Raw genomic sequence first — 24,722 nt, forward strand, 5'->3', positions numbered from 1 at the left:
GGTGGTCTAGACCTGCGGCGCCGGTGCCCTACGCTTAAACCATGAAATTTAATCTGGAGCATTGCCATGGCGGCCTCTGACGCCAACAAAATGGTGGGGGAGATCGACCGGGAAAGCGGCGTCCCCATCTACGTCCAGCTGAGGGAACTCCTGCGGGCCCACATTGCGGCCTCGTGCCCGCCCGGTTCCTCGCTGCCCTCGGAACGGGACCTGGCCGAAAGGTTCGGCCTGGCCCGTATGACGGTCCGGCAGGCCATCGACGCACTCGTGGGCGAGGAAGTCATCGAACGGGTCGTTGGCCTCGGAACGTTCGTCCGCAAGCCAAAACTCGACCTGCAGGTGAAGCTCACCTCGTACAGTGAGGAAATGCAGCGCCGCGGAATGGTTCCGGCAGCCAAGGTGCTGAGTTTCGAGCAGATCAGCGCCAGTGCGTTCCTGGCCCGTGAGCTCCAGCTGGACGAGGGAACGCCCCTGGTGCGCTTCAGGCGTCTTCTCCTGGCAGATAACGAGCCCATGAGCGTGGACGAAAACTTCATCCCCGCACACAGGGTTCCCGGGCTGCTCGACGGCGAACCTCCGACATCCCTGTACAACGTCCTGAGCGAACGGTACGGCCTGGTCATGGAATGGGGGGAGGACATGATCGAGGCCACCGCGGCCTCACCTTCCACCGCACGCCTGCTCAACGTCGAAGTCGGCTCGCCGCTGCTCAAGATCCAGCGGCACGCTTTCGTGGCCCGGTCCATGGTGGACTACTCGGTGTCCTACTACCGCGCGGACCGCTACAAGCTGTGGGTCCCGCTGCAACGTCCCGGCGTGAGGCCTACGCGCAACTACGCCTCAGGCTACCGAAACCCGTAGGAACAACGAAGAGGCCCCGTCCTGACGGACGGGGCCTCTTTCGTTTGTTGCGGTGATACTCGAACTAGTGGCTGAGCGTCTTCTGGGACTCAGCCGATTCGACGGCTTCATGCTGGCCGTGGTGGCCATGGGCCGCCTCAAGTTCAGCAGGCGAAGCAGGTGCAACCCGGTCTTCGAAGAACCACTGCGAGAGTGCGGCGCGGCGCTTTTCCTTCCGCGTCACGATGCCGTGTTCGTTGGGGACCGCAGGCAGCGGCACCGGCGACTCAAAGCCGACCAGCTTGTAGCGCTTGTAGTCATCCAGCGGTGCATGGACCTCGATGAACTCGCCGTGCGGCAGGCGCACGATGCGGCCGGTTTCGCGGCCGTGCAGGGCAATTTCGCGGTCCTTGCGCTGGAGGGCGAGGGCCACACGCTTGGTCACGACGAACGCGATGATCGGGCCAATGAAGAACAGTGCCCGCAGCCAGTAGGTCACATCGTTCAGTGCAACGTGGAAGTGGGTTGCAATGAGGTCCGAGCCAGCGGCTGCCCACATGACGGAGTACCAGGTGAAACCGGCTACACCGATAGCAGTACGCGTCGGCGCATTGCGCGGACGGTCCAGTACGTGGTGCTCGCGGTCATCCTTCGTGACCCAACGTTCGATCCACGGGTAGGTGAACAGCACGGTAAAGATGATGCCGGCCGGAACGAGCGCCGGAAGCAGCACGTTCAGTGTGAGGACATGCCCGAAGATGATGTATTCGAAGTGGAAGTCATTGATGACACCCGGCATCAGGCGCAGGGCGCCGTCCACAAACCCGATGTACCAGTCCGGCTGGGTTCCAGCAGACACGGGCGAGGGGTCGTAAGGTCCGTAGTTCCAGATCGGGTTGATCGTAAAGAAGGCTGCCATCAGGGCCACGACGCCGAACACGATGAAGAAGAAGCCGCCGGCTTTGGCAGCGTATACCGGCCCGAGGGGGTAGCCGACGACGTTGCCGTCGTTGCGTCCCGGGCCAGGGTACTGGGTGTGCTTGTGCACAACCACCATGAACAGGTGAAGGACAATCATCAGCAGGATGAGGGCCGGCACCAGAAGGATGTGCAGCATGTACAGGCGGCCGATGATCACGGAGCCCGGGAATTCCCCGCCGAACAGGAAGAACGAGATGTACGTTCCAATGACCGGGATGGATTTGATGACACCGTCGATGATGCGCAGGCCGTTGCCGGAGAGCAAGTCATCGGGGAGCGAGTAGCCGGTGAAGCCGGCAGCCATGGACAGGATCAGCAGGACGCCGCCTACAACCCAGTTCATTTCGCGGGGCTTGCGGAAAGCGCCCGTGAAGAATACGCGGAGCATGTGCACCGAGAGTGAGGCAACGAACAGCAGGGCCGACCAGTGGTGAACCTGGCGCATGAACAGGCCGCCGCGGACGTCGAAGGAGATGTCCAGGGACGAGCTGTAGGCAACCGACATTTCCACGTTCTTCAACGGCGTGTAGGAGCCCGAGTAGTGCGTTTCCGCCATTGACGGATCAAAGAAGAACGTCAGGAAGGTGCCGGACAGAAGCAGGATGACGAAGGAGTACAGGGCGACTTCGCCGAACATGAACGACCAGTGGTCCGGAAAGACCTTCCGGCCGAATTCGCGGAGGATTCCCGAACCGCCGACGCGCTGGTCAACGAAATCGGTAATGCGGCCGCCCTTGGTTTTGGCGACGAAGGCGGGGGCATTAGCTGTTGATGTTGCGCTCATGCTCATCACGCTCCCAGTAACTCGGTCCTACGGGTTCTTTGAAGTCGCTGGTGGCGACCAGGTAGCCCTCGGCGTCAACTGCGATGGGCAGCTGGGGGAGAGGCCGGCTGGCCGGGCCAAAGATAACCTTGCATTCCTGGGTCAGGTCGAAGGTTGACTGGTGGCACGGGCACAGCAGGTGGTGGGTCTGCTGCTCGTACAGGGCAACAGGGCAACCAACGTGGGTGCAGATCTTTGAGTAAGCAACGATGCCGTTGTAGCTCCAGTCCTCGCGTCCCGCGGAGGGCTTGAGGGACTCGGGGTTGAGGCGCATGAGCAGGACAACGGCCTTGGCCTTTTCGTTCAGTTTACCTTCATGCAGTTCGTTGAGACCTTCCGGAATCACGTGGAAAGCCGAACCGATGGTGACGTCCGAAGCCTTGATTGGCGTGCCGTCGGGGTCGCGGGTAAGGCGCTTGAGCTTGCCCTCCTGCGGAGCCCACATGGTGTGCGCCAGTGTGTTGTCCGGCCGGGGACCGAGGTCGCCGAAGACTGCCAGGGCCGGGAGCGGAGCCAAAGCGACGGCGCCGAGAAGGGTGTTGCGGATCAGCGGCCGGCGCTTGATCCCGGTTTCCTCCACGATGTCGTCAACGATGCGGACCGCCGCCTGGCGGTCGTCCTCGGTACGGATAGCGTGGCGCTCTTCCGAAACCTCGTGGTCCGGCATGAGGGCCTTGGCCCAGTGGACGATACCGGTGCCGATGCCGAGCATGGCAAAGGCAGTGCCAATGCCCAGCAGGGCATTCTGCAGCCGGATAGTGGCGATCGTGGAGTCGGGTCCAAGATCGATGGCGAAGTACGCCACCAGGAAGATCACGGTGCCCACAACGGAGCTGCCGAAGAGAATGGCAACCTGCCGTTCTGCACGCTTTGCGGCCTTCGGGTCCGTGTCAGCCAGGCGCAAACGATGCGGAGGAAGTCCAGGATCCTGGAACTTCTCCACCTCATTCTGACCAGCCGTAGCTACGGTGCCCGAGTGGTTCGGACTGCCGTCACTATGGTTGCCCATAATTCGCCTCATCCTTCTCTCGTCCCGGCCAGCGCCGGGTTAGTTTTCAATTCCATACTGCTGACTCGTCAGCAGGAGTTCTTACAGTTACGGACGTTGCTAGGACGTCCGGGATGTCAGCCAGATGGTGAAGGCGATGATGACGCCCAGGCCGGCGATCCAGACAAACAGGCCTTCAGAAACCGGGCCCAGCGCGCCGAGGTCGGCTCCGCCGGGTGAGCCGTTGGCTTCGATCTGCTTGAGGAAGGTAATGATGTCGCGCTTGCCTTCGGGAGAGACATTGGCGTCGTTGAAGACGGGCATGTTCTGCGGTCCGGTGGCCATTGCTTCGTAGATGTGCTTCTCGGAAACGTCCGCGAGGGCGGGAGCAAACTTGCCCCGGGTCAGTGCGCCGCCGGCAGCTGCCGCGTTGTGGCACATGGCGCAGTTCACGCGGAAGAGCTCGCCGCCTTCTGCGGCGTTGCCCTGTGCATCCAGAAGGTGCTCTTCGGGGATGGACGGGCCGGGCCCGAGCGAAGCGACGTAAGCGGAGAGCTGGTGGGTCTGTTCGTCGTTGAACTGTGCGGGCTTCTTGTAAGCCTGCGGGCCATTCATCTGCATGGGCATACGCCCGGTGCCTACCTGGAAGTCAACGGCGGCAGCACCGACGCCTACAAGTGAGGGTCCGTCCTGGGTTCCGCTCGCGCCCATGCCGTGGCAGGTGGCGCAGTTGGCGGCGAAAAGCTTCCCGCCCTCTTCAGCGTCGTTCGCACTGAAGCTGGTGGTGGAAGCCTTGGCCTCGTTGACGGTGGTGGCAACGGCGTACAGCCCACCAGTGAGGAGGAGGCCCATCAGCAGCAGCGCAATGGCTGCCAGGGGGTGACGTCGCTTCTGCGAGAGTGCCTTCACGTGGTGGTTCCTTTATTCGATCCTGCGTCGGCTCCGGGAGCCGCTTCTTGAAATTCTGCCTCTTGTAGAAAAAGAGTCAAGTCAGGGCTACCTGAGGACGTAGATGACCAGGAAGAGGCCGATCCACACGACGTCGACGAAGTGCCAGTAGTACGAGGTGACAATCGCGGACGTGGCTTCGAAGTGACCAAACTTCTTGGCGGCGAACGAACGGCCGATGATAAAGAGGAAGGCGATGAGGCCGCCGATGACGTGCAGGCCGTGGAAGCCGGTGGTCATGTAGAAGGACGAGCCATACGCATTCGACGAAAGCGACACATGCTCCGAAACGAGCATGGCGTATTCCGTTGCCTGGCCGGCAACGAAGAAGGCACCCATGATAAACGTCAGGGTGAACCATTCGTTCATCCCCCAACGCGTGATAGCAAGGGGGCCGCCGGCGCGGCGCGGCTGGAGCCGCTCAGCGGCGAAGACGCCCATCTGGCAAGTAAATGAACTTGCCACGAGGACGATGGTGTTTACGAGCGCAAAGGGGAAGTTGAGCTTTGCTGTCTCTTCAGCCCACATCGCTCCGGAAGTCGAACGGAGTGTGAAGTACATGGCGAAGAGACCGGCGAAGAACATCAACTCACTGGACAGCCACACAACGGTTCCTACAGAAACCATATTCGGGCGGTTCAGCGTCGGGTGCGCCGGGGTACTGGGGGCATGGGTCGCAGATGTCACATAGACATTATGTCTGTAAAAGTTCCTCCTGCCCAATGCAAACCGCCTTTTGCGGGGACTTTTTCTACAAAGACGCGAATTCGCGCGGAAAAGTTCCCGGGCCGGTTCACATTGGTCATCAGGGCGCGTGCCTCGATAGCATCAGGAGGTGACTTCACAGGCATCAGCACAGCCGGCCGGCAACACCTGGCCGCGGCTCATTTCGGCTCTGATCAACGGCACGGACCTCACGGCTGACAACACGGAGTGGGCGATGGACACGATCATGTCCGGCGAAGCCACACCCGCCCAGATTGCCGGATTCCTCGTGGCGCTGCGCGCAAAGGGCGAGACGGTGGATGAGATTGCCGGCCTTGTCGAAGCGATGCTGGCCCACGCAAACCCCGTGGACATCGGCGGCGAGAAGCTGGACATCGTGGGCACCGGCGGCGACCAGCTCAACACCGTTAACATCTCCACTATGGCGGCGCTGGTCTGTGCGGGAGCCGGTGCGAAGGTGGTCAAGCACGGCAACCGGGCCTCCTCGTCGTCGTCGGGCTCGGCGGACGTCCTGGAAGCCCTGGGGGTCCGGCTGGACCTCCCCATCGATCGCGTCGCACGGAACGCCGAAGAGGCCGGAATCACCTTCTGTTTCGCCCAGGTGTTCCATCCCTCCTTTCGGCACACAGCCGTGCCCCGCCGCGAACTTGCCATACCCACGGCCTTCAACTTCCTTGGACCGCTGACCAACCCGGCCCGGGTGCAGGCCTCAGCAGTAGGTGTTGCCAATGCACGAATGGCGCCCCTGGTTGCCGGCGTGCTTGCCAAGCGCGGAAGCCGCGGACTGGTCTTCAGGGGAAGCGACGGACTGGACGAGCTGACAACGACCGGGCCGTCCACGGTCTGGGAGATCAGGGACGGGGAAGTCAGCGAACAGGCCTTTGATCCGCAGGCGCTGGGCATCCGTCCGGCGACGGTGGAGGAGCTTCGTGGCGGTGACGCCGCAGCGAATGCCGCCGTCGTCCGTGATGTTCTGGCCGGCGCGGCCGGAGCGGCCCGCGACGCCGTCCTGCTCAACGCCGCCGCAGGACTGGTGGCCTTCGATGTCCGGGCCGAGGGTCCGCTGACGGACCGCATGGCGGCCGCGTTGAAGCGCGCTGAAGAGTCTATTGACTCCGGCGCCGCAGCTGCCGTTCTGGAAAAGTGGGTGGCCCTGACCCAGGGCTAGGCGGTGTGCCCGGCCTTACTGCTCGAAACCGAGGGCGAAGGCCGCATCGAGGTCGTGCTGGGAGTAAGCGCGGAAGGCGATGTGCGTTGTGGTGTGCACAACGGCAGGGACCTTGGACAGCTTGTCCGCGATGACGTCCGCCAGCTCATCATGCTTGGCCACCCGCGCAACAGCAATCAGGTCCCATTCCCCGGTCACGGAGTAGACCTCGCTGATGCCCGGAATCGCCGAAATCTCCTCTGCCGTTTCCGGAATGCGCGAGGCGTCTGTCTTGATCAGGACGAATGCGGTGATCACTCTTGACCTTTCGGATCGGGTGCGCCGTTGCGGAAACGGCAGGCGTTGCTGTCTGTTGCCAGCCTAGTGCATCAGGGTGCTTCAGCGGCGCTGCCGGCGCCCCGCCAGCCGCCGGAATCCGGCCACGATGAGCCGGTAGCCGAGGAGGAACACGCCCAGGCTGAGCAGCGCCACAATGACGAACGGCACTACCACCGTCTGGCCGGTCAAAGCACGGAGCAGCATGCCCAGGGCCACGGCTCCGATCCACACGCTGACCCCAGCCGGCCAGACGCGCAGCGGCGCCCGCCACACCCGCAGCCCAAGCCAGGCTAAGGCCGCTCCCGCCAGGAACGGCCAGGCTGTCAGGAGGACCCCGGCGATCACATCCCCGCGCTGGTGCGCGTCCCGGCCGATGGCGGCGAAGGTAAGAATCAGGGCCGCGTCGGCGAGGGCGGCAATAGCCACGGAACTCCTGGCGGCTGCGCGGACGGGTGCGGTGTTGGTGCGGGAAGGCATGCCTCCAGACTAGTAAAGGATTTTCGTTGCTACGACCTGGCGTGACCGCCTGACGCGATCGCCCGCGGCGGCCGTACACTGTGACCGGGGCCGTTTCCCGGCACATCGCGTTCCCGTAACTACACCCCGGACGGCAGCATGAGACTTGTCCAGATCGCGCAACATGCCAGTGACCTGCAGCGGGCGGCAGGGTTCTACGCGGCGCTGCTCGGCGCCGAGGCCCGGGCCGTGTTCGACCCGCCCGGGCTCCTGTTCTTTGACCTTGACGGCGTCCGGCTGCTGCTGGAGTCCGGGGCGCCGTCGTCCCTTGTCTACCTGGCGGTTCCCGACGTTAGGGACGCCGTGACCGAGCTCCGGAGCAGGGGAGTGGAGATCGTGGCCGAACCACAGGTGATCTTCAGCCACACAGATGACCGGCTGGGCCCGGACGGGACGGATGAATGGATGGCATTCATCCGGGACAGCGAGGGCAACACCGTCGGTCTGGTCAGCCAGTTGCCGCGGTAGCAGTCAGGCTTTGCTCGCCGCGATCTTCGCGGCAAAGGCCACAAGTACGACGCCGGCGATACGGTCCGTGGCTTTGCCCACCGCCGGGGACTGCAGCCAGCGCCGGGCATAGTGGGTGGCCACGATGATTCCCGCGAACCAGAGCATGCCCTCCACGTTGTGCACGAGAGGCAGCAGAACCCCCATTAATAGGGGCGGGACATCCTGTGGCAGGAACTGCGGGATCATGGCCATGTAGAAAACGCCCACTTTGGGATTCAGCAGACTCGTTGTCACGCCTGTCAGAAAGGGCGCCCGTGCGCTTCCCGCAGCCTGCACGAGTTCCGTGGGCATTGCGGGTCCTCTTCTGAAGGTCCTGATGAACATCGAGATTCCGAGAAATGCCATGTAGCAGGCGCCCGCGATTTTCAGCACCGTGAAGGCCGTCTCAGAGGCAGCCAGGAGCGCGGACGCACCCAGCGCGGCCGCAACGCCCCACGCCACCGTGCCGGTGCAGATTCCCGCCGCCGTCGCAAAAGCCGGACCGCGCCCCCGGCTGATCGCCGTGCGGAGAACCAGCACGGTGTCGAGCCCGGGAATCACGGTCAGCAGGGCAGCGACCACAGCGAACTGGAGAAGGGCTTCAGGGACCGACATACTCGATGATAACCAGGCCCGGATCCCTTTCCTGCCCGGCAGGCGGCAGTGCCGTGGCACCGGATGCCGCGGCACTGCCATTGTGTCCGGAATCACGCCCGGCTAGGCTCGCAAACGCAACCAAAGGATCGCCGTCGGGAGCCGTTTCCGGCGCAGCCAGTGAGATGAGGGACCAACGTGAGCCAAAAGATCACCACCTGCCTGTGGTTCGACACCCAGGCCGAGGAAGCCGCCGACTTCTACGTCTCGGTTTTTGACGGCTCCAAAATTCTCAACGCGGCACGCTACGGTGACGACGGCCCCGGACCCGCGGGACAGGTCATGACGGTCGAATTCGAGATTGAGGGCCGGAAGTTCCTTGCGCTTAACGGGGGCCCGGCTTTCTCCTTCAGCGAAGCGGTTTCCTTCGTGATCGACTGCTCCTCGCAGGAGGAAGTGGACCGCTACTGGTCGGCGCTTACGGCGGGTGGCTCGGAGAGCCAATGCGGCTGGCTCAAGGACAAGTTCGGGGTTTCGTGGCAGGTTGTGCCCTCCGTCCTGAGCCAGTTGCTGGGAGGTCCGGACCAGGAGGGGGCGCAGCGGGCCATGCAGGCGATGCTGGGCATGAGGAAGCTCGAGATCGCCGAACTCCAGGCCGCCTATGACGGTTCCTGACGGTTCCTGACCGTCCCGGGAGCCGGAGGGAGATGGCGTAAGGGGAGCGTGCCCATGACCATCGGCCCTACCCTGCTTCGCTCAACCGGACGATAATCGGGACTATCCCACACCGTACGTGATTGGAGGCGTTCGCGATGTCTGTTTACACGCTCGGAATCTGGTTGGTAAAACCCGGCAGGGAGGACGATTTTGTGCAGGCCTGGCGCGGCCTTGCCAGCAAGACCCAAGAAGAATTTCCCGGGGCAAAGGCGGTTCTGATGCGCGATCGCGACGTTCCCAACAGGTTCATCAGCACCGGACCGTGGGAGTCGCTCGAGCAGACTGAACGCTGGCGGGCCTCAGCCGCGTTCGTCCAGGGATACGAGGCCATGCGGGAAATGCTGGAGCATTTCGAACCGCATACGCTGGAGGAAGCAGCGACCATCGGGTGATGCCTGACGCGACTATGAAGCCGTTGATCCTTCTCGACATTGACGGGGTCCTCAACCCACGTGCCCGGGTGGCAAGCCCCGACGGCTCACTGGAACTGGTGCTCTCGGACGCGAAAATTGCCTTGGTCAACAGGCTCGCGGTGTTCGGCAGGATCGCTTGGGTATCGACGTGGCCGGCCGAGCAGACCGCCGGGCTCGAGTCTCAGTTGCGGCTGGGGAACGAAGCGTTACGAGTGCCATTGCCCGCACGTGCCCTGAACGAATCCGAGTCGCCTACACCGAAGCTCCGGCCGGTGACCCGGTGGCTGGCCAGGATGGAACTTTCGGGCGAAGCCACCTGGGACTCGGTCGTGTGGATTGATGACGTCCTTGGACCGGACGCCCGCGAGTGGGCGCGCGGATTCCGGCGGCAGGTACTGCTGGTGCGGCCCATGCCGGCTGAAGGCCTGACCGAAGCGCATGTTGTGGCGGTTGAGGTCTTCGTCGAAAGCGGTAGCTGAGCCTGGTGTGCTCAGCCGGGTCTCCGAAACTAGGGCCCACTGCCGCCGGCGTTCAGGAACTCATGGATCTTTTCCGCCATGGCCCGGGACTGGGTCCAGTGCAGGTAGTGGGGGCCGTCCAGACTGATCAGCTCATGGTGCTTGACCTTGAGCAGTTGGCGTTCATGCGCCGGGAGCCATTCCGGTTGCTGGTTCATGGTTTCCTGGGACAGAAACTCCAGCACGGGAAGAGTCTCGGGGTAGCTGAGGTTCTGGAGCTTCTGGGCGTTCTCTCCGATTCGGTTCGTTTCGTCGGTCAGTGCCGCGTTGCCAAAGTTCCAGCTCAGCAACTTACGCATTTCGTCGCGTTCCGTCGTCGTATAGCCGTCGCCTGCCGGGTCTGCGAGACCAAGAGCGCCGGCCCAGCGGACCAAGCCGGTGGTCGAAGGAATCCGTTCCCAGAAGTTGCCTGAGACAGGCATGTCGGCGGGTGCAGGAGCTTCGGCCGCGGCAGTCTTGGCGGCGGGTACCGTGGGGTCGATCCCGATAACACCGGATACTTCTTCCGGGTATTTGTTGGCGTAGTGAAGAGTGGTGAAGCCTGCGATCGAGTGACCGACAAGGACGTAGGGAACATCGATGGCGAGTTTGGCGAGCACCTCATGCAGTTCCTCCGACATGTTCTCGATGGTCCGCGGTCTGGCGGACATATCGCTGAAGCCGTAGCCGAACCCCTCTACAACGACGACCTGGTATCCGGCCAATTCCCTGATCAGCGGGGCAAAGTCCAGCGCCGGCGCCGGCGTGCCTAATCCGCTGAGCAGCACCAGGGTCGGGCCGGTCTTTCCGGTTCGGGCGACATTGATGGTCCCTTGGGCGATCTGGATTTTCTGCCCGTACGGCACGGTCTTGGAGCGTTCAACACTTTCCATGATGAGGTTTGCCGAGGTTGACCCAAGCACCAACCCGAGTATTGTCAGCGCGGCAATGCCCGTTGCCCGGAGCCGTCGGCTGCGCCGTTTCTGACGGGCTTGTGCGTGATCGGGGAATGAACGGGTGCGGCGGGAGAAGCTGCGCAGCGGCATGGCGGAACTCCAAGGTAGAGACGTGACGGGCCGCTGAGCGGGCCATCTGGCATTAGGTTAGTCCCACAACTTTTGGAACGATACTGCCGTTACTGACCGTGGACGGGGAAGCCCGCAGTTCTTGGGCAGGGAGAGGACGGCCGGCACCGTAGGGCAACGGTGCCGGCCGGGGGGGGGAAAGCCTGGTGACGTCAGAGCTTGGCCAGCATGGCCCGCATTTCCTGTATTTCTGCTTCCTGTGCGGTAACGATGGCCTGGCCGAGTTTGACGGCTTCGGGGCTTTTCCCGGCAGTGCTTTCGGTTTTGGCCATGATGATGGCGCCTTCGTGGTGGATGATCATCTGGTTCAGGAAGAGCCTGGCCGCTTCGCTGCCTTGGGCGACGTCGAGCTTGGTCATGTCCGCGTCGCTCATCATGCCGTCCATCCCGCCCGTGCCCTGGGTGGACATGTCATGGGCGTTGGGCTCCTGTATGGACTCGTTCCAGCTCTTGAGCCAGCCGGTCATCGTTTCGATCTCCGGTCCCTGCGCGGCCTTGATCCTGGTGGCGAGGGCAGTCACGTCCGCGGGGATGTCTTTCTTGGCCAGCATCACGTCGCTCATCTCCACCGCCTGGGCGTGGTGGGGGATCATCATCCGGGCGAACATGACGTCGGCGGCGTTGTGATCCGCGGCAGACGCCTGAGTGCTCCTGGCCGGGGCGGCGCTGGAGCTGCCGTGATCCATGTTTGGCATGGACGTGCCGGAGGAACCGGGTCCGGTTCCGGTGGTGCAGCCGGCCAGCGCGATTGCCGCAGCGATCGCAGTGGCGGAAAGGGGCAGAAACTTCTTGATCATGAAAAACCGTTCCTTCGAAAAATATTAGGGGGCCGCAAGGCACCGCCGGGGGAGAGTGTGCATCATTTGGATGCGGCGGACGCGCCCGGATTGGGGCGTGTGGTCATGCGCGCGTCGCATCCTCAAGGCGCTCCGGTTTACGTCCGACTGATGGACAACTCACCCGGCGACGGGCTTCCGGGAAGGTAGGAATTTCGCGGCGGGATCGAGCCTGGGGGATCGGCGGCGGGAACGGCACCGAACATCGTGGTGCCGGGGAGCGGGGCCGTCAGGGAGCCGGCCTTTGCTGACAGTGTGCAGCACGCCGTGGTGGCCTGGATGCTGTGGCAGCTGCCGGGGCATGGATCCGAGGGTTGCCCGGTCGTGTCCTGGACGAACACCGGGTGTGAATGTCCGTCAGACGCCCGGTGCCCGGCGGGGGCATCAACAGTGGATGATGTGTTGGCGGCGCCTGCGGGTAATGCCATTGCGGCGGCTGGGGAGTGCATCGAATGGTTGAGGGTGATCACGTGCATGCCGAGGATCCCGGCGGTCAGGGCCATAATCGCGGCGAGCCGTCCCCCGCGGCACAGGAACTCCGTCGCAACGTGCCAGTCTGGTGCCGGCACCGGTCTACTCAATCCCACGTCGCTGCCTCCCGGTTCAATCAATCCGGGCCGGATTCAGTTTCACCCGGCGAAGTAGCTGGGCGTTCAGTGCGACGACGATGGTCGAGGCCGACATCAGCACAGCCCCGGCGGCAGGGGACAGCACGACCCCCGCGAAGGCGAGCACGCCGGCGGCCAGCGGGACGGAAAGGATGTTGTAGCCGGTGGCCCACACGAGGTTCTGCCACATCTTCCGGTAACTGGCGCGGGAAAGGTTAACCATGGAGAGCACGGCCCGGGGATCGTTACCGGCAAGGATAACCCCGGCTGATTCAATGGCGACGTCTGTGCCGGCGCCGATCGCAATGCCGACCTCCGCTCTTGCCAGCGCCGGTGAGTCGTTGACGCCGTCGCCGACCATGGCGACCTTCAGCCCGCGGGCCTGGAGTTCCGCGACTTTCTTGTCCTTGTCCGCTGGGAGAACTTCGGCGAACACCTCGTCGATGTTCAGCTCCGAGGCCACGGCCCGGGCAACCTGGCGGGCATCGCCCGTGATCATGGCGACCTTGATGCCTCGGTGCTGCAGGGCTGCCACGGCCACCCGCGATTCCTCGCGGATGGCGTCCTCCAAGCTGACCGCGCCAAGGATCCGACCCCCCTCGATGACGTGCAGCACAGCCGCGCCGCGGTCCTTCCAAGCCCGTGTGAAAGCAGCCAGATCGTCGGGTTCGGTGATTCCGGCTTCCCGCAGAAGGGCAGGGCCGCCTACCAGAAGGGTTCGCCCACCCACAGTGGCGCGGACGCCCCGGCCCGTCATGGAGGTAAAAGCCGTGGCCTGGGGGATCTGCAGTTCCTGCTGCCGGGCCGCCCGGACGACGGCGCGGGCGACCGGGTGTTCACTGTCGGCTTCCACGGCGGCGGCCAAAGCCACCAGCGCCTCGGGGCTGACGCCGTCGACACCCATTGCGTCCCTGAGCTCGGGCTCGCCTTTGGTCAGGGTTCCTGTCTTGTCGAACAGGACGACGTCAATGGTCCGCATGCGCTCCAGCGCCATCCGGTTCTTGATCAGCACCCCGGCCCGGGCAGCCTGCTCGGTGGAAATCGCGATAACCAGCGGGATGGCCAGGCCCAAGGCGTGCGGGCAGGCGATCACCAGCACGGTGACGGTACGTGCGACGGCTTCAGGGACACTGCCCAGCAGGCTCCATACGATGAAAGTGATAACACCGGCACCGGCGGCGAAGTAGAACAGAAAGGCTGCGGCGCGGTCCGCCAGGGCTTGCGCCTTCGAGGACGAAGCCTGTGCTTCGGCGACCAGACGCTGGATGCCAGCCAAGGCAGTATCGTCACCGACGGCGGTGACCCGGACCCGGACGGTATTGTCTGTCGCGACAGTGCCGGCCACGACCTGGTCGCCGGGGGAGCGGGGCACCGTCCTGGACTCGCCGGTGATCATCGATTCATCGAACTCTGCCGCGCCGTCGACCACAATGCCGTCCGCCGGCATCCGGGCGCCGGAACGGACCAGGAGCGTGTCGCCGGCCCGGAGTTCGGTGACGCCAACGGTTTCGGTGCCTGCTTCGGTGATGCGTTCCGCTTCGTCGGGCAGCAGTGCCGCGAGGGCATCGAGGGCTCCCCGGGCGGAGCCAAGGGCGCGCATTTCGATCCAGTGGCCCAGCAGCATGATGGCCACCAGCAGGGCAAGCTCCCACCAGAAGTCCAGGTCGAACCCTCCGATCCCCAGGCTGGTGACCCAGGAAGCGGCGAATGCGACGCTGATGGCCATGCCGATCAGCAGCATCATCCCCGGCTGCCGGGCTTTCAGCTCATGCAGTCCGCCCCTCAGGAACGGCATACCGCCGTAGACAAAGATCACCGTGCCCAGGACTGGCGGGATCCAGGCCGCGCCCGGAAACCCGGGCGGCATGTAGCCGAGCAGGTGCCCGAACATCGGGCTGAAATACACCACCGGCACTGAGAGCGCCAGCGTCAGCCAGAACCTGTTCTTGAACATCGCCGTGCTGTGCCCGGCGTGCTGGCCGTGGCTGTGCACCACGTGGTCATCATGTGCACCGCGGCCTGCCGCGTGATCGTGGTGGCCCGTGGTGGTTGTTGCGCCCTCACCGAGCTCGACGGCGGAGCCGGCCATGCCGTCCATTGAGGAAGCCGAGGGCAGTTCTTTCCGGGATTCTGTTCCGCACATGTCAGTTCCATTCCTGAAGAAGGGTTCGACGGGTGCTGTGGTTGAACGGCTGTGACGGCGGTGCAAGGCCCTGCCTGGACATACCACTTCATTGACAACAACCACCAACATACCCCTAGGGGGTATATTCGTCAAGCGTCGGCAGGGCAGCGCAGACCCAGAAGGGTTGTGACCACGACATGAGGTTGACGACGACGCCCACGTCTCGCTGGACGGCGTAATGCAGGGGGTGTTAGCTGTGGGGCCCGAGGTGGACGGTCACGATGGTCCCGACGTCGGGGATCGGACCTATCTCGAGTCTTCCGCCGGCCGCGGCGGCTATTCGGGCGCAGGTCGCAAGGCCCAACCCGGATCCGGGCGGGTCGCCCTCGCGGTGCAGGCGCACCAACGGATCCAGAACGCGTTCACGGTCGGCCGGGCCGATGCCTTTTCCGTTGTCGATCACCCGCAGGACGGCACCCTCCTCGCCGCGGTGCCCGGTGATGTGAATCACCGGCGGGACTCGCGGTCGGCGATAGGCGACGGCGTTGTGGATCAGGTTCTGCAGCAGCACCCGCGTCTGGCCGGCATCCGCAGTGAATGTCAGTTCCCCGCAGTCGATAGACGCTCCGGACTCCTGCAGAATGGCGGCCAGGTCTTCCACGACGTCCTGGACAAGTTCGGGAAGTGAAAGGTGTGCCGGGTGCAGATCGCCGCCGATGGTTGCGAACGCGAGGACGTCCTCGACCATGGAGAGCATTCTGCGTCCGGTGTTGCCGACAATGTCCAGGTAGTCGGACGAATGTCCGTCGTCGCCGGCTTCGGCGTCCATCTCGGCCAGTTCCACGTATCCAAGGATGGTCGTCAGGGGGTTGCGCAGGTCGTGGCTGATCCGGCCGGCGAACTCCGCGAGTAGACCATTGCTGCGTTCGGCCTCGGCCAGCGCGCCGGCGAGCTGCCGGGCCCGGTGTTCCAGGTGCAGGACGTCAACCACTTGAGCTGCAAGAATTTCGAGGCCTCGGAGTTGTTCGTCACTGATCCGGCCGGTCTCGCGGGAACCGGCGCACAACGTGCCCAGGACAAACCCGTCATCCGTTATGAGGGGTATGGACGCGTAGAACCTGACCCGGCCACGCCGGCCGTCAACGTAGGGGTTGCCGCTGTAGCGCGGGTCAAGGGAGGCGTCTTCGAGAACGGTCGGTGCCCCGCTGAGAAATCCGACTGCGCACATCGAGTCTTCGCGGGCACACATGTGCGGGTCAATGCCTGCTGTCGCGACCTGATACTGAAGATCCTCGGTGATGATGTTGATCGCCGTCACGGGCTGCCCGCAGACGGTCCGGGCCAGCTCCACCAGGTTTTGCAACCTTTCCGATGGAATCGGGACCACAATTCGCGCGTCCGGCCCCGAAGGGATTGGAAGCCCGGCACCTGCAAGTACTGCGTCCCGTACTATTTCGTTCACCGTCATGGCTGTGAGCCCGGGCGCCAGGAACCGAAGTCGGCCACGCCGGCCGTGGCCAGGCGTTTCATGCTGCAGTCCCCATGGCTCCAGCATTGCAGATTCTCGCAGGCTATGAGACCAGATCCGCGATTTTGGCCGGTGTCCACGCGTAAGTCGGGTCCCTGTCCTAATGGCTGGATGGCATGTTCACGCGCACTGGAGGGCGATGGCCAGCGTCTGGGCGATGACGCCCACCCGTCGTCCACGGTGGCGTGCGGCCGGGCAGCGACTTTGATGCCGCGGACGCCCGTTCGATGATCCGTCCCGGCGGCCGCCAGACACTCCCTGATGCTGTCAGCGGCGATCAGCGAGTCGGGTTCGAGGACCCCGGATAAGGCGTAGGCGCGGGGTTCACTCCCGCCGGTGTGGGGCGGAGCAGGCGGCACGTGTACGTCCGCCCAGCCTCACGGAGCGGTCGGCCTGGAGCCGGGCCGCCGTTCCGGGAATCGTAGTCACGATATATTCGGCAGTGGCGGGAAGCTGCTGCAGGAACCACGGTTCATCGTTTTTGTGGAGCGCACCGGTGAACTGTATTTCGGGTGTGGCTCGCGGCCAACGGCAGGCAGCCTCTGTTTGTGCAGATAGCGAAAGACACTCCACGTCGTCGCCGGGAGCAGTCAGTCCGGAAACCCGGGGGTCAGCGTCTGACCGGTTCCTTGGTGTCCAGCAGGGTCAGTTCGTGGCGGCGGGGGAAGCCTTCCCAGTCACCTGGTACGAGGCAGGCGAACGCTCCGGTGGCCGCGGCTGTCCGCAGCCTTTCTTCGGGGCGGCGGCCGTTGACGTATTCGGCAAGGTAACCGGCGACGAACGCGTCGCCGGCACCGACGGTGTCCACAGCCTCGACACTGACTGCTTCCTGGCGGAAGACCTGACGGTCGATCAGGGCGAGGGCGCCGTCCGCGCCGAGCTTGATGACAGCCTGGCTTGGGCCCAGGTCAGCTATTCGGCGCGCTAGGTCCTCGGGCTCGCCGGTCCCGACTGCGATCGCGGCTTCGTCGTCGCCCGCGAACACAATGTCCGCGAGCGGGATGAGATCCCGGTAGACGCCTGCGGCGCCTTCCCGCGACCAGAGACTGGCCCGGAAATTGAGGTCGAAGGAGACCGGCACACCGGCTGCCCTGGCCGCAGCGATGGCATAGCTGATGGTTGACCCGGCCTGCCTGGACAGCGCCGGAGTGATTCCGCTGATGTGCAGCAGCGCGGCTTGGGAGATGAGCAGTTCGTCGACGTCCCCTGGAGCGATCCTGGAGCCGGCGCTGCCGGCACGGTAGTAGCTGACCCGCTGGGTGCCCGGCGTCCGGCGTTCCTTGATCATCAGTCCTGTCGGGGCTGTGAGGTCGACCGCGATGCGGACGTCCACGCCCTCTGCCCTGATTTCGCGCTCAACAAGCTGGCCCAGGGAGTCGGCCCCCACGCGTCCGCACCAGACCGCTTGTACGCCGAGACGTTGCAGTCCGATGGCGACGTTGGACTCGGAGCCGCCAATCCCCAGGCTCATGGTGGAGGCGTGGGCCAGAGGGCCGACCTGATCGGCACGCATCAGGGCCATGGTCTCGCCGAATGTCAGGACGTACGGCGCAGGGGAGGCGCTCACTGCTTCGCGCCCATCTGGTCTGTGGCCTTGCCGACCAGCTCACGAACACGCCGTGCCCTTGCCGTGAGCTCCCGGAGGTCCCCACCCTTGAAGGCGTCGCCAAGGAGCGGCCCGCCGAGGCTGACGGCAAGGGCTCCTGCCCTGACCCAGTCCGGTACATCCTCGATGTCCACCCCGCCGGAGGGGATGACCTGAATGTCCGGGAACGGGCCGCGCAGCTGGCCAACGTAACCGGAGCCGACCACGGATGCCGGGAAAATCTTCACCGCGGTTGCGCCGAGTTTCCAGCCGGCATGCAGTTCCATGGGGGTGAGGCCGCCGGGGTAGACGGCCACACCGCGCCGGATGCATGCCACGATGATGCCGGGGTCCGTCACCGGTGTGACGATGTACGCAGCGCCGAGGTCCAGTGCCGTTTCTGCTTCGTCCGCCGCCGTCACGGTCCCGACGCCGATTTCGAGGGTGTCGCCAAAGTGTTCCTGGAGGCGGGGGAGTTCGTCGAATACGCCCGGTGTGCTCATTGTCAGTTCGATGCTGAGCACACCGCCCTGCTGCAGGGCTTCGATGACAGGGGCATACTCCCTGGCGTGCGCGGCCCGGAGGACAGCTACCACTCTCGTGTCGCGGATGATGGAGGACGGGGCCGGGCGGGAGACGGCCCCCTGGTGTTCGAGGCGCAGCATGGGGTTCCTTCTTCGGAGGTGGTTGGGCCGGAGGGCTTTAGTTGGCGTGGCGGGCGTCGGCCAGCCCTGCGTCGGCTAACTCGGCGTCGGCGGGCGCCGGTCCGTTGCCGTGCCGGCGGGCATCCTCCGGATCCGTGAGGTCGCGGTTGAGGGTTTCGGGCGAGAGTCGGGTTGCTATGAAGCTGACGAGCATGACGAGGGACATGTAGATGGCCACCGGGACCCACGAGTTGCTGAAGACTGCCAGGAGTCCGGCGCAGACCATCGGTGCGATGCCGCCGCCGATGATGGAGGAGAATTCACGGCCCAGCGTGACTCCGGCGTAGCGGTAGCGGCTGCCGAAAATCTCCGGGAAGTAGCTCATGTGCACGCCGACGACTCCCTGGCAGGCGAGCATGAATCCCACAATGATCACGAGCATGATGGCAATGGGTGAACCGGTGGTGAGGAGCATAAAGGCCGGGGCCGGGAAGAGAACCAGTGCGCCGGTGATGATGGAAACCACCCGGCGTCGTCCGATCTTGTCCGAGAGCATCCCGAAGCCGACGGCGGCAGCACCTCCGCAGAGAGCTCCGATCAGGAGCACCTGAGGGATGAACTTGGGGTCCGTGCCGACAACAGTGATCAGGTACGAGGCCATGAACACCTGGATGGTGTAGGACTGGGTGCTGACGCCGAAGTTCATCAGGATGACGCGCAGGACGTTGGCCTTGCCGAATTTAGCGACTTCTCGGAGCGGGGCGGGCGGTTCGGTGCGTGCCTGCTTAATTTCTTCGAACACCGGGGATTCATCCAGCTTGCGGCGGATGACCAGTGCGGCGATGGTCACGAAGATGCTGGACAGGAAGACGAGCCTCCAGCCCCAGGTCATCATGTCGTTGGGAGCCAGGGCCTGGGCGCCGATCCAGACCAGGGCGCCGAGCGCGGTTCCGGCGGCGGCACCCACCATGATCAGGGAGGCGAGCTTGCCGCGGGTTCCGGGCGCAGCCGATTCCGTCAGCAGGGTGGCACCGCCGGACTGCTCGGCGCCGGCGCCGAAGCCCTGGGCTGCGCGGCAGACACAGAGCAGGAGCGGGGCGAGGACGCCCACCTGTTCGAAGGTCGGCAGAAGGCCGATGACGAGGGTGGCGCCGCCCATCAGCAGCAGGGTGCTGACAAGGATCCACTTGCGGCCGAGCCGGTCACCGAAGTGGGAGAAGAAGATGCCGCCGAGCGGACGGAACAGGAACCCGACGGCGAAGGTGCTGAAGCTGGCCAGCAGGGCGGCCGCGGGTGAAATGTTCGGGAAAAACAGGTGGCTGAAGACCAGCGCGGAGGCAGTGCCGTAGATGACGAAGTCGTAGAGTTCAAGCGTGGTGCCGATGAGGCCGGCCAGCGCCGCTTTCCGGACCTTCTTCTGGTCTACCGCCGTGGCTTGGGGATGTTCGGTGGTCATTTCCATACTCCTTTGAATGGATGTCCTGCACGGACGGTCTAAAGCTCCGCCGGTGCGGGAACGAATCAGTAGCTGATGAGGACCTTGAGGTTGGTGGGGTCGGTGACCGGGGCCGTGAGGGCGGTCGCGGCATCGGCGAGGGGGTAGGCGGTGGTGATGATGGACCGCAGGTCCACCTTCCCGGATGAGGCGAGGTCGATCGCAGTCGGGAACGCGTGCGCATAGCGGAAGGCCGTGACAAGGTCGATTTCGTAGCGCTGGAGGAATCCGAGCGGGATGCCGTCCACGGTGGGCCGTGCCTGGCCCACTACCGTCGCCCTGGCTGCCGGTGCCAGGGTCTGAATGCCATCAATGAGTGCCCTGCTGTTTCCGGAGCATTCGATCAGCCGGTCCATTGCGGTCAGGTCGAGCGCCGTTGCCGCCGTATTGATGGTGTGGGTGGCTCCGAACCGCGCGGCGACGGCCAGGCGGTCGTCGTTGACGTCGGTAACGATGATCTCGGCTGCCCCCCGTACGGCGGCAACCTGTGCCACGAGCAGGCCGATGGGCCCCGCGCCGGTGATGAGGACACGGTGTCCGGGCTGCACCTGGGCCCGTTCAACGGCCCAGACGGCGACGGCGAGCGGTTCGATCGCTGCGCCGATCTCCGCCGGGATGGACTCCGGGAGTGCATGGAGCGCAGCTGCCGGCACCACCACGTGGCGGGCGAACAGGCCGTCCGTGGGCGGCGAGCCGAAGCACGTGCCGGACGGGCATAGGTTGTACCGGCCGGAAACGCATGTGGGGCAAGTGCCGCAGGGGAGCGCAGGTTCAATGACGACGGCGGTGCCGGCGGCGACGGCGGCAGTCCCGCCGGCGGCCATGACCACCCCTGCACCCTCGTGCCCAAGGACGGTGGGCTGGCGGAGGACGTTGGTTCCGTTGCGGCCGTCCGCGAAGTAATGCATGTCCGAGCCGCAGATACCGCCGGAGCGCATTTCCACCAGGACGTCCCTCGGACCCAGTGCCTTCAACGGTTTCTGCTCGATGCGGAGGTCTTTGGCGCCGTACAGGACGGCGGCTTCAGTGGTGCGCGGCAGCGCCGGCTGGTCCGGGCGGCGTACGGCTTGCGTGGTCATGTGATGCTCCGGCTCTGTGCGGGAAGTAGGGCGGCTGACCCGGCCGCGGCGCTGGCGGCGGCCTGGGGTCCGTGCTGGTGGATGATGTCGATCAGTTCACCGGTGCGGTGGATGAAGTCGTCGCGGGTGGCGAGCTCGTCACCCAGGAGATGTAGCTGGCCGATGACTTTTTCGGCGAGTTCCCGGCCGGAGGCGGATCCGGCAGCAAGACGTTGCAGTGGTTCCCTGGCGGGGTCCTGCATCTCATGGGCGTGAACGCCGGGGTCGAATCCGTCCAGCGGTGCGATGCACGACAGGTACGCGGCGGTGGTGAGGGCGAGGTAGTGGGGCATGACGCCGGCGTCGAGCATCTGCAGCGCGGGGAGGGGGATCCGCTGGCGGAGCTTGACGGATCCGTCCGAGCCCACCTGGCTGGTCCGGTGTCCCAGCGCCGAGTTCCGCCACCGCGAGAAGAGCTGGGCTTCGTAGGCGTCCACGTCGACGTCGGCCGGCACCTGGACGCTGGGCAGGTATTCGTGCCGCAGGATGGCCCGGGCGGCGTTTTCGACGTAGTCCAAAGCCGTGGAATCGGGAATCGTGGCAGCACCGGACAACGCACCGAGGTAGGCGATCAGCGAATGAGTGCCGTTCAGGAGCCTGACCTTGAGCTGCTCGTAGCCCGCGACGTCGTCCGTGAAGATGGCGCCGCCGGCTTCCCATGCCGGGCGGCCCGCAATGAAGTTGTCCTCCAGGATCCACATCGTGAACGGCTCCGCGGGGACGGGGATCCGGTCTGTGTATCCGAGATGCTCGGCAACGAGCCTGCGGTAGTGGTCGGTCGTGGCGGGCACGATCCGGTCCACCATGGAGGACGGAAACGTCACATTGGCGTCCATCCATTGCAGTATGTCTGCGGCTTCGGCGGCCGGCAGCAGTGAGGCGAACTCGCGGACGAGGCGCCGTGTGTGGTGGCCGTTGTCCGAGAGGTTGTCGCAGCTGAGGATGGTGACGGGTTCGCCATGCGTCCGGGATCGCAGCTGGAGGCCGCGGACGATCTGTCCGATGGGCGTGAGGGGGTCCGTAGCCTGCGTCAGGTCATGCTGCACATCGGTGTCCGCCACGTTCAGCGAACCCGTTGCGGGGCTGTACGTATAGCCGTTTTCGGTGACGGTGAGCGACACGATCCGGGTTGTGGCCGCGCCGATTTCTGCGACGACGCGTTCGGGATTTTCAGCAGCGACAAAGGCGTCCGAATGCACGCGCGGCGTGGAGAAGGTCGATCCTTCGGGCGATATCTCCACCACCGTGTAGGTCATGTCCTGGGCATGCATGGCGTCGGTGACGGCGCTGGAGCGGCTGGATACTCCGATGATGCCCCAGTCGCCGCCGTGGGCGCTGATAGCGGCGTCAGTGTAGACGGCCTGGTGGGCGCGGTGGAAGTTTCCCAATCCGAGATGGACGATGCCGGGGGCCGGGACTGCGTCACGCCGGACGATTCCGGGCGTGGATGCCGTCAGCGGTGCAGGCTGGGGGCGGGTCATGGTCACCAGTCCTTCATGGAGCCGTCGAGCTCACGGGCAATGGGCAGGTAGGCCTGCTTGTACGGGAACTTGACCGCCGCTGCCTCATCCACCTGCACGCCGAGGCCGGGTTCGTCGCCGGGGTGGAGGTACCCGTCCTCGAAGCGGAAGCTGGACCGGAACACCTCGGAAACCAGGGGGTCGTAGCCCATGTATTCCTGGATGGCGAAGTTGCTGGTGGCCAGCCCAAGGTGCAGCGAGGCGGACAGGTTGATGGGCGAGACATCCGAGGGTCCGTGCGGGGCTCCTTTGATCTGGTAGACCTCGGCCAGTGCCAGGATCTTGCGGACGTGGGAGATGCCTCCGGCGTGGACGACGGCGGTCCGGATGAAGTCGATGAGCCGTTCCGTGATGAGCTGTTCGCAGTCCCAGATGGTGTTGAAGACTTCGCCGATGGCCAGCGGGATGGTGGTCTGCTGGCGCAGGGTGCGGAGCAGCCGCTGGTTTTCGGCCGGCGTCACATCTTCGAGCCAGAACAGGTCCACGTCCTCGAGGGAGCGTGCCAGGCGCGCGGCTTCGGTGGGGTTGAGCCGGTGGTGGACGTCGTGGAGCAGCTTCAGTTCCGGTCCGACGTGCTCCCGGACGGCCGAAAGAATCTTTGGGGCGTGGCGCAGGTAGGCGGAGGTGTCCCAGTCCTCTTCAACCGGTCCGGCGCCGCGGCCGGCGGGTTCGTAGCCGGCGGCGCCCTTCGTGACGCCGTAAACCTTGTCCAGGCCGGGAACGCCGGACTGCGCGCGGACGGCCCGGAAGCCCTGTTCGCGGCGCTGGTCGACGGAGTCCAGCAGCTCGGGGAGGTCCCAGCCCGTGGCGTGGGTGTACGTGAGGATTTTGTCGCGGGCGGCACCGCCCAGTAGCTGGTAAACGGGGACGCCGAGGGCTTTGCCCTTGATGTCCCACAGGGCAAGGTCGATGGCCCCAATCGCAGCCATGGTCACCGGTCCGCGGCGCCAGTAGGCGCCGCGATAGAAGTACTGCCAGGTGTCTTCGATCCGGTCGGCGTCCCTGCCCAGCAGCGCGGGGGCCAGGTGGTCGCGCAGGTAGCTGGCCACGGACAATTCGCGGCCGTTCAGGGTGGCGTCGCCCCATCCGACGATGCCGTCGTCGGTGCTGATTTTGAGGGTGACAAAGTTTCGGCTGGGGCTGGTCACCAGGACGTCGACGTCGACGATTTTTCGGGTCATCGGGAGATCACAACATTCGTGAGTGGTTCGTTCTTGGCCAGGCGGGTGATGTTTTCGGCGATCTCCCGGGCGCGGCCACGGAAGGTTTCGGCCGTGACGCCGGAGGAGTGCGGGGTCATGATGATGTTGTCCAGACGGCCGAAAGGCATGGTGGATGGCTCGCCCCGGCCGTCGGGGCCCGGGTACCGGTACCAGGTGTCGATGGCAGCACCGGCGATCCTGCGCTCCTTGAGTGCCTCGTAGAGCGCAGTTTCGTCGACTATCGGACCGCGGGCCACGTTGACCAGCAGCCCGTCAGGACCAAGGTCATCGAGCTGGGTGGCACCTACCAAGCCGGTGGTCTCGTCTGCCAACGGGATGCTGATGACCAGGATGTCTGATTCGCTGAGCGCCTCGGCCAGCCGGTCGGTTGAGCCGGTCCAGCGGAGCGAATTCGCCAGCGGATCCACCGTTCCGCTGCGGGTGATGGCGATGCCCTCGGCCCCGAATGCCTGCAGCAGGTTCCAGGCGGCGCTGCCGATATGGCCGAAGCCAAGGAATGTCACCACGGCTCCGCGCAGCGTTTCCGGCTGACGGATCTCCGCAGAGTAGACGGAAGAAGACCATACTCCCGTGCGCAGGGCGGCGTCCTGTCCGACCAGGTTCCGTCGCAGGGCTACGAGCACCGAGGCGATGTGTTCGGCAATGGAGCTTTCGTGATGGAACGTGTTGGCGCAGACTGCCCCGGCCGGCAGTGCGCCGGCCTCAATGCCGTCATAGCCCGCACCCGCCACATGGACCAGACGGACGTTCGGCGCTTCCGCGCCCATGGCTTCAGTGAACCTCGGTCCCACGTAGACGTCGGCGTCTTTGAGGTCCGTGAGAACGGAGTGTTCGTTCCAGCTGTCGTGCCAGGATGCGGTTGCCCCGTCGGGTAATGCGGCCTCGAAGGTGGTTCGTTGGGACATCAGATTGGGGTCGGCGATGACTATTCTCATGA

General features: G+C 64.8%; 26 protein-coding genes. 6 read left to right on the plus strand and 20 right to left on the minus strand.

All coding sequences use genetic code 11. The features are described from left to right. Positions 1 to 66: 66 nt before the first annotated feature. Positions 67 to 861 carry a GntR family transcriptional regulator gene (locus tag AB0N24_RS05135; RefSeq protein ID WP_364121328.1) on the plus strand — a complete coding sequence of 265 codons (795 nt, stop codon included), beginning with the start codon at positions 67 to 69 and terminating at the stop codon, positions 859 to 861. A 64-nt stretch (positions 862 to 925) separates the two neighbouring features. On the opposite strand, the gene AB0N24_RS05140 is transcribed toward AB0N24_RS05135, so the two are convergent. From AB0N24_RS05140 to AB0N24_RS05155, 4 genes are all read right to left on the minus strand, one after another. Continuing rightward, the gene (locus AB0N24_RS05140) at positions 926 to 2,605 is read right to left on the minus strand and encodes a cytochrome bc complex cytochrome b subunit (RefSeq protein WP_364121331.1); all 1,680 of its coding nucleotides are present in this window, start codon (positions 2,603 to 2,605) and stop codon (positions 926 to 928) included. After that, a complete protein-coding gene (locus AB0N24_RS05145) occupies positions 2,583 to 3,653 on the minus strand; it encodes a Rieske 2Fe-2S domain-containing protein (protein ID WP_364121334.1) in 1,071 nt (356 codons plus the stop codon). The genes AB0N24_RS05140 and AB0N24_RS05145 overlap by 23 nt, the downstream gene beginning before the upstream one ends. Positions 3,654 to 3,752: 99 nt before the next feature. Next, a complete protein-coding gene (locus tag AB0N24_RS05150) occupies positions 3,753 to 4,541 on the minus strand; it encodes a c-type cytochrome (protein WP_364121337.1) in 789 nt (262 codons plus the stop codon). A gap of 87 nt (positions 4,542 to 4,628) precedes the next feature. Further along, positions 4,629 to 5,303, minus strand: coding sequence for a heme-copper oxidase subunit III (locus AB0N24_RS05155; RefSeq protein WP_364121340.1), 675 nt, complete (start codon positions 5,301 to 5,303; stop codon positions 4,629 to 4,631). 112 nt (positions 5,304 to 5,415) lie between these two features. Between AB0N24_RS05155 and trpD the strand changes: the two genes are divergently transcribed. Further along, positions 5,416 to 6,474 (plus strand): anthranilate phosphoribosyltransferase, encoded by a 1,059-nt coding sequence (trpD, locus tag AB0N24_RS05160; RefSeq protein WP_364121343.1) that lies wholly within the window; start codon positions 5,416 to 5,418, stop codon positions 6,472 to 6,474. Between the two features lie 15 nt (positions 6,475 to 6,489). On the opposite strand, the gene AB0N24_RS05165 is transcribed toward trpD, so the two are convergent. Together AB0N24_RS05165 and AB0N24_RS05170 are read right to left on the minus strand one after the other, a co-directional pair. Next, a complete protein-coding gene (locus AB0N24_RS05165) occupies positions 6,490 to 6,771 on the minus strand; it encodes an Lrp/AsnC ligand binding domain-containing protein (protein WP_028269180.1) in 282 nt (93 codons plus the stop codon). 81 nt (positions 6,772 to 6,852) lie between these two features. Next, positions 6,853 to 7,269, minus strand: a complete 417-nt coding sequence (locus tag AB0N24_RS05170) for a DUF3054 domain-containing protein (RefSeq protein ID WP_364121346.1) — start codon at positions 7,267 to 7,269, stop codon at positions 6,853 to 6,855. A gap of 138 nt (positions 7,270 to 7,407) precedes the next feature. On the opposite strand from AB0N24_RS05170, the gene AB0N24_RS05175 reads away from it, so the two are divergent. After that, positions 7,408 to 7,776, plus strand: a complete 369-nt coding sequence (locus AB0N24_RS05175; protein ID WP_364121349.1) for a VOC family protein — start codon at positions 7,408 to 7,410, stop codon at positions 7,774 to 7,776. A gap of 3 nt (positions 7,777 to 7,779) precedes the next feature. Here the strand turns inward: AB0N24_RS05175 and AB0N24_RS05180 are convergent, their stop codons facing one another. After that, complete coding sequence (locus AB0N24_RS05180; RefSeq protein ID WP_364121352.1) at positions 7,780 to 8,412, minus strand: LysE family translocator; 633 nt, start codon at positions 8,410 to 8,412, stop codon at positions 7,780 to 7,782. A 177-nt stretch (positions 8,413 to 8,589) separates the two neighbouring features. On the opposite strand from AB0N24_RS05180, the gene AB0N24_RS05185 reads away from it, so the two are divergent. The 3 genes from AB0N24_RS05185 to AB0N24_RS05195 all read left to right on the plus strand — a co-directional run bounded on the left by AB0N24_RS05185 (position 8,590) and on the right by AB0N24_RS05195 (position 10,000). Further along, positions 8,590 to 9,066, plus strand: a complete 477-nt coding sequence (locus tag AB0N24_RS05185) for a VOC family protein (RefSeq protein ID WP_364121355.1) — start codon at positions 8,590 to 8,592, stop codon at positions 9,064 to 9,066. A gap of 137 nt (positions 9,067 to 9,203) precedes the next feature. Continuing rightward, positions 9,204 to 9,500: an antibiotic biosynthesis monooxygenase family protein gene (locus tag AB0N24_RS05190; protein WP_364121358.1), complete on the plus strand. Its 297-nt coding sequence runs from the start codon at positions 9,204 to 9,206 to the stop codon at positions 9,498 to 9,500. Further along, entirely contained in the window at positions 9,500 to 10,000 is a 501-nt protein-coding gene (locus AB0N24_RS05195; protein ID WP_364121361.1) for an HAD domain-containing protein, read from the plus strand. The genes AB0N24_RS05190 and AB0N24_RS05195 overlap by 1 nt, the downstream gene beginning before the upstream one ends. A gap of 29 nt (positions 10,001 to 10,029) precedes the next feature. Here AB0N24_RS05195 and AB0N24_RS05200 read toward each other — a convergent pair whose 3' ends face one another. From AB0N24_RS05200 to AB0N24_RS05260, 13 genes are all read right to left on the minus strand, one after another. Further along, positions 10,030 to 10,941 (minus strand): alpha/beta hydrolase, encoded by a 912-nt coding sequence (locus AB0N24_RS05200; RefSeq protein WP_364121364.1) that lies wholly within the window; start codon positions 10,939 to 10,941, stop codon positions 10,030 to 10,032. 314 nt (positions 10,942 to 11,255) lie between these two features. After that, positions 11,256 to 11,900, minus strand: coding sequence for a DUF305 domain-containing protein (locus AB0N24_RS05205; RefSeq protein ID WP_364121367.1), 645 nt, complete (start codon positions 11,898 to 11,900; stop codon positions 11,256 to 11,258). Positions 11,901 to 12,037: 137 nt separating this feature from the next. Beyond that, positions 12,038 to 12,508, minus strand: coding sequence for a hypothetical protein (locus tag AB0N24_RS05210; protein WP_364121370.1), 471 nt, complete (start codon positions 12,506 to 12,508; stop codon positions 12,038 to 12,040). Positions 12,509 to 12,542: 34 nt separating this feature from the next. Further along, positions 12,543 to 14,690 (minus strand): copper-translocating P-type ATPase, encoded by a 2,148-nt coding sequence (locus tag AB0N24_RS05215; protein WP_364121373.1) that lies wholly within the window; start codon positions 14,688 to 14,690, stop codon positions 12,543 to 12,545. Between the two features lie 232 nt (positions 14,691 to 14,922). Next, on the minus strand, positions 14,923 to 16,140 hold the full coding sequence (locus AB0N24_RS05220; RefSeq protein WP_364121376.1) for a GAF domain-containing sensor histidine kinase: 1,218 nt from the start codon (positions 16,138 to 16,140) through the stop codon (positions 14,923 to 14,925). 384 nt (positions 16,141 to 16,524) lie between these two features. Then, positions 16,525 to 16,773 (minus strand): DUF4862 family protein, encoded by a 249-nt coding sequence (locus AB0N24_RS05225; protein WP_364121379.1) that lies wholly within the window; start codon positions 16,771 to 16,773, stop codon positions 16,525 to 16,527. 37 nt (positions 16,774 to 16,810) lie between these two features. Next, positions 16,811 to 17,767, minus strand: coding sequence for a sugar kinase (locus tag AB0N24_RS05230; RefSeq protein WP_364121382.1), 957 nt, complete (start codon positions 17,765 to 17,767; stop codon positions 16,811 to 16,813). Continuing rightward, the gene (locus AB0N24_RS05235) at positions 17,764 to 18,450 is read right to left on the minus strand and encodes a bifunctional 4-hydroxy-2-oxoglutarate aldolase/2-dehydro-3-deoxy-phosphogluconate aldolase (RefSeq protein WP_364121384.1); all 687 of its coding nucleotides are present in this window, start codon (positions 18,448 to 18,450) and stop codon (positions 17,764 to 17,766) included. Before AB0N24_RS05235 ends, AB0N24_RS05230 begins: the two co-directional genes overlap by 4 nt. Before the next feature lie 37 nt (positions 18,451 to 18,487). Next, positions 18,488 to 19,885: an MFS transporter gene (locus tag AB0N24_RS05240; RefSeq protein WP_364121387.1), complete on the minus strand. Its 1,398-nt coding sequence runs from the start codon at positions 19,883 to 19,885 to the stop codon at positions 18,488 to 18,490. Positions 19,886 to 19,950: 65 nt separating this feature from the next. After that, on the minus strand, positions 19,951 to 21,003 hold the full coding sequence (locus AB0N24_RS05245; protein WP_364121390.1) for an alcohol dehydrogenase catalytic domain-containing protein: 1,053 nt from the start codon (positions 21,001 to 21,003) through the stop codon (positions 19,951 to 19,953). Then, entirely contained in the window at positions 21,000 to 22,523 is a 1,524-nt protein-coding gene (locus AB0N24_RS05250) for a mannitol dehydrogenase family protein (RefSeq protein ID WP_364121393.1), read from the minus strand. Before AB0N24_RS05250 ends, AB0N24_RS05245 begins: the two co-directional genes overlap by 4 nt. A 2-nt stretch (positions 22,524 to 22,525) precedes the next feature. Continuing rightward, positions 22,526 to 23,743, minus strand: coding sequence for a D-mannonate dehydratase ManD (manD, locus tag AB0N24_RS05255; RefSeq protein ID WP_364121396.1), 1,218 nt, complete (start codon positions 23,741 to 23,743; stop codon positions 22,526 to 22,528). Continuing rightward, a complete protein-coding gene (locus tag AB0N24_RS05260; RefSeq protein WP_364121399.1) occupies positions 23,740 to 24,720 on the minus strand; it encodes a 2-hydroxyacid dehydrogenase in 981 nt (326 codons plus the stop codon). The genes manD and AB0N24_RS05260 overlap by 4 nt, the downstream gene beginning before the upstream one ends. Between the last annotated feature and the right edge of the window lie 2 nt (positions 24,721 to 24,722).

It is taken from the genome of Arthrobacter sp. NPDC093128 (assembly GCF_040683875.1).
Taxonomy (GTDB): domain Bacteria; phylum Actinomycetota; class Actinomycetes; order Actinomycetales; family Micrococcaceae; genus Arthrobacter.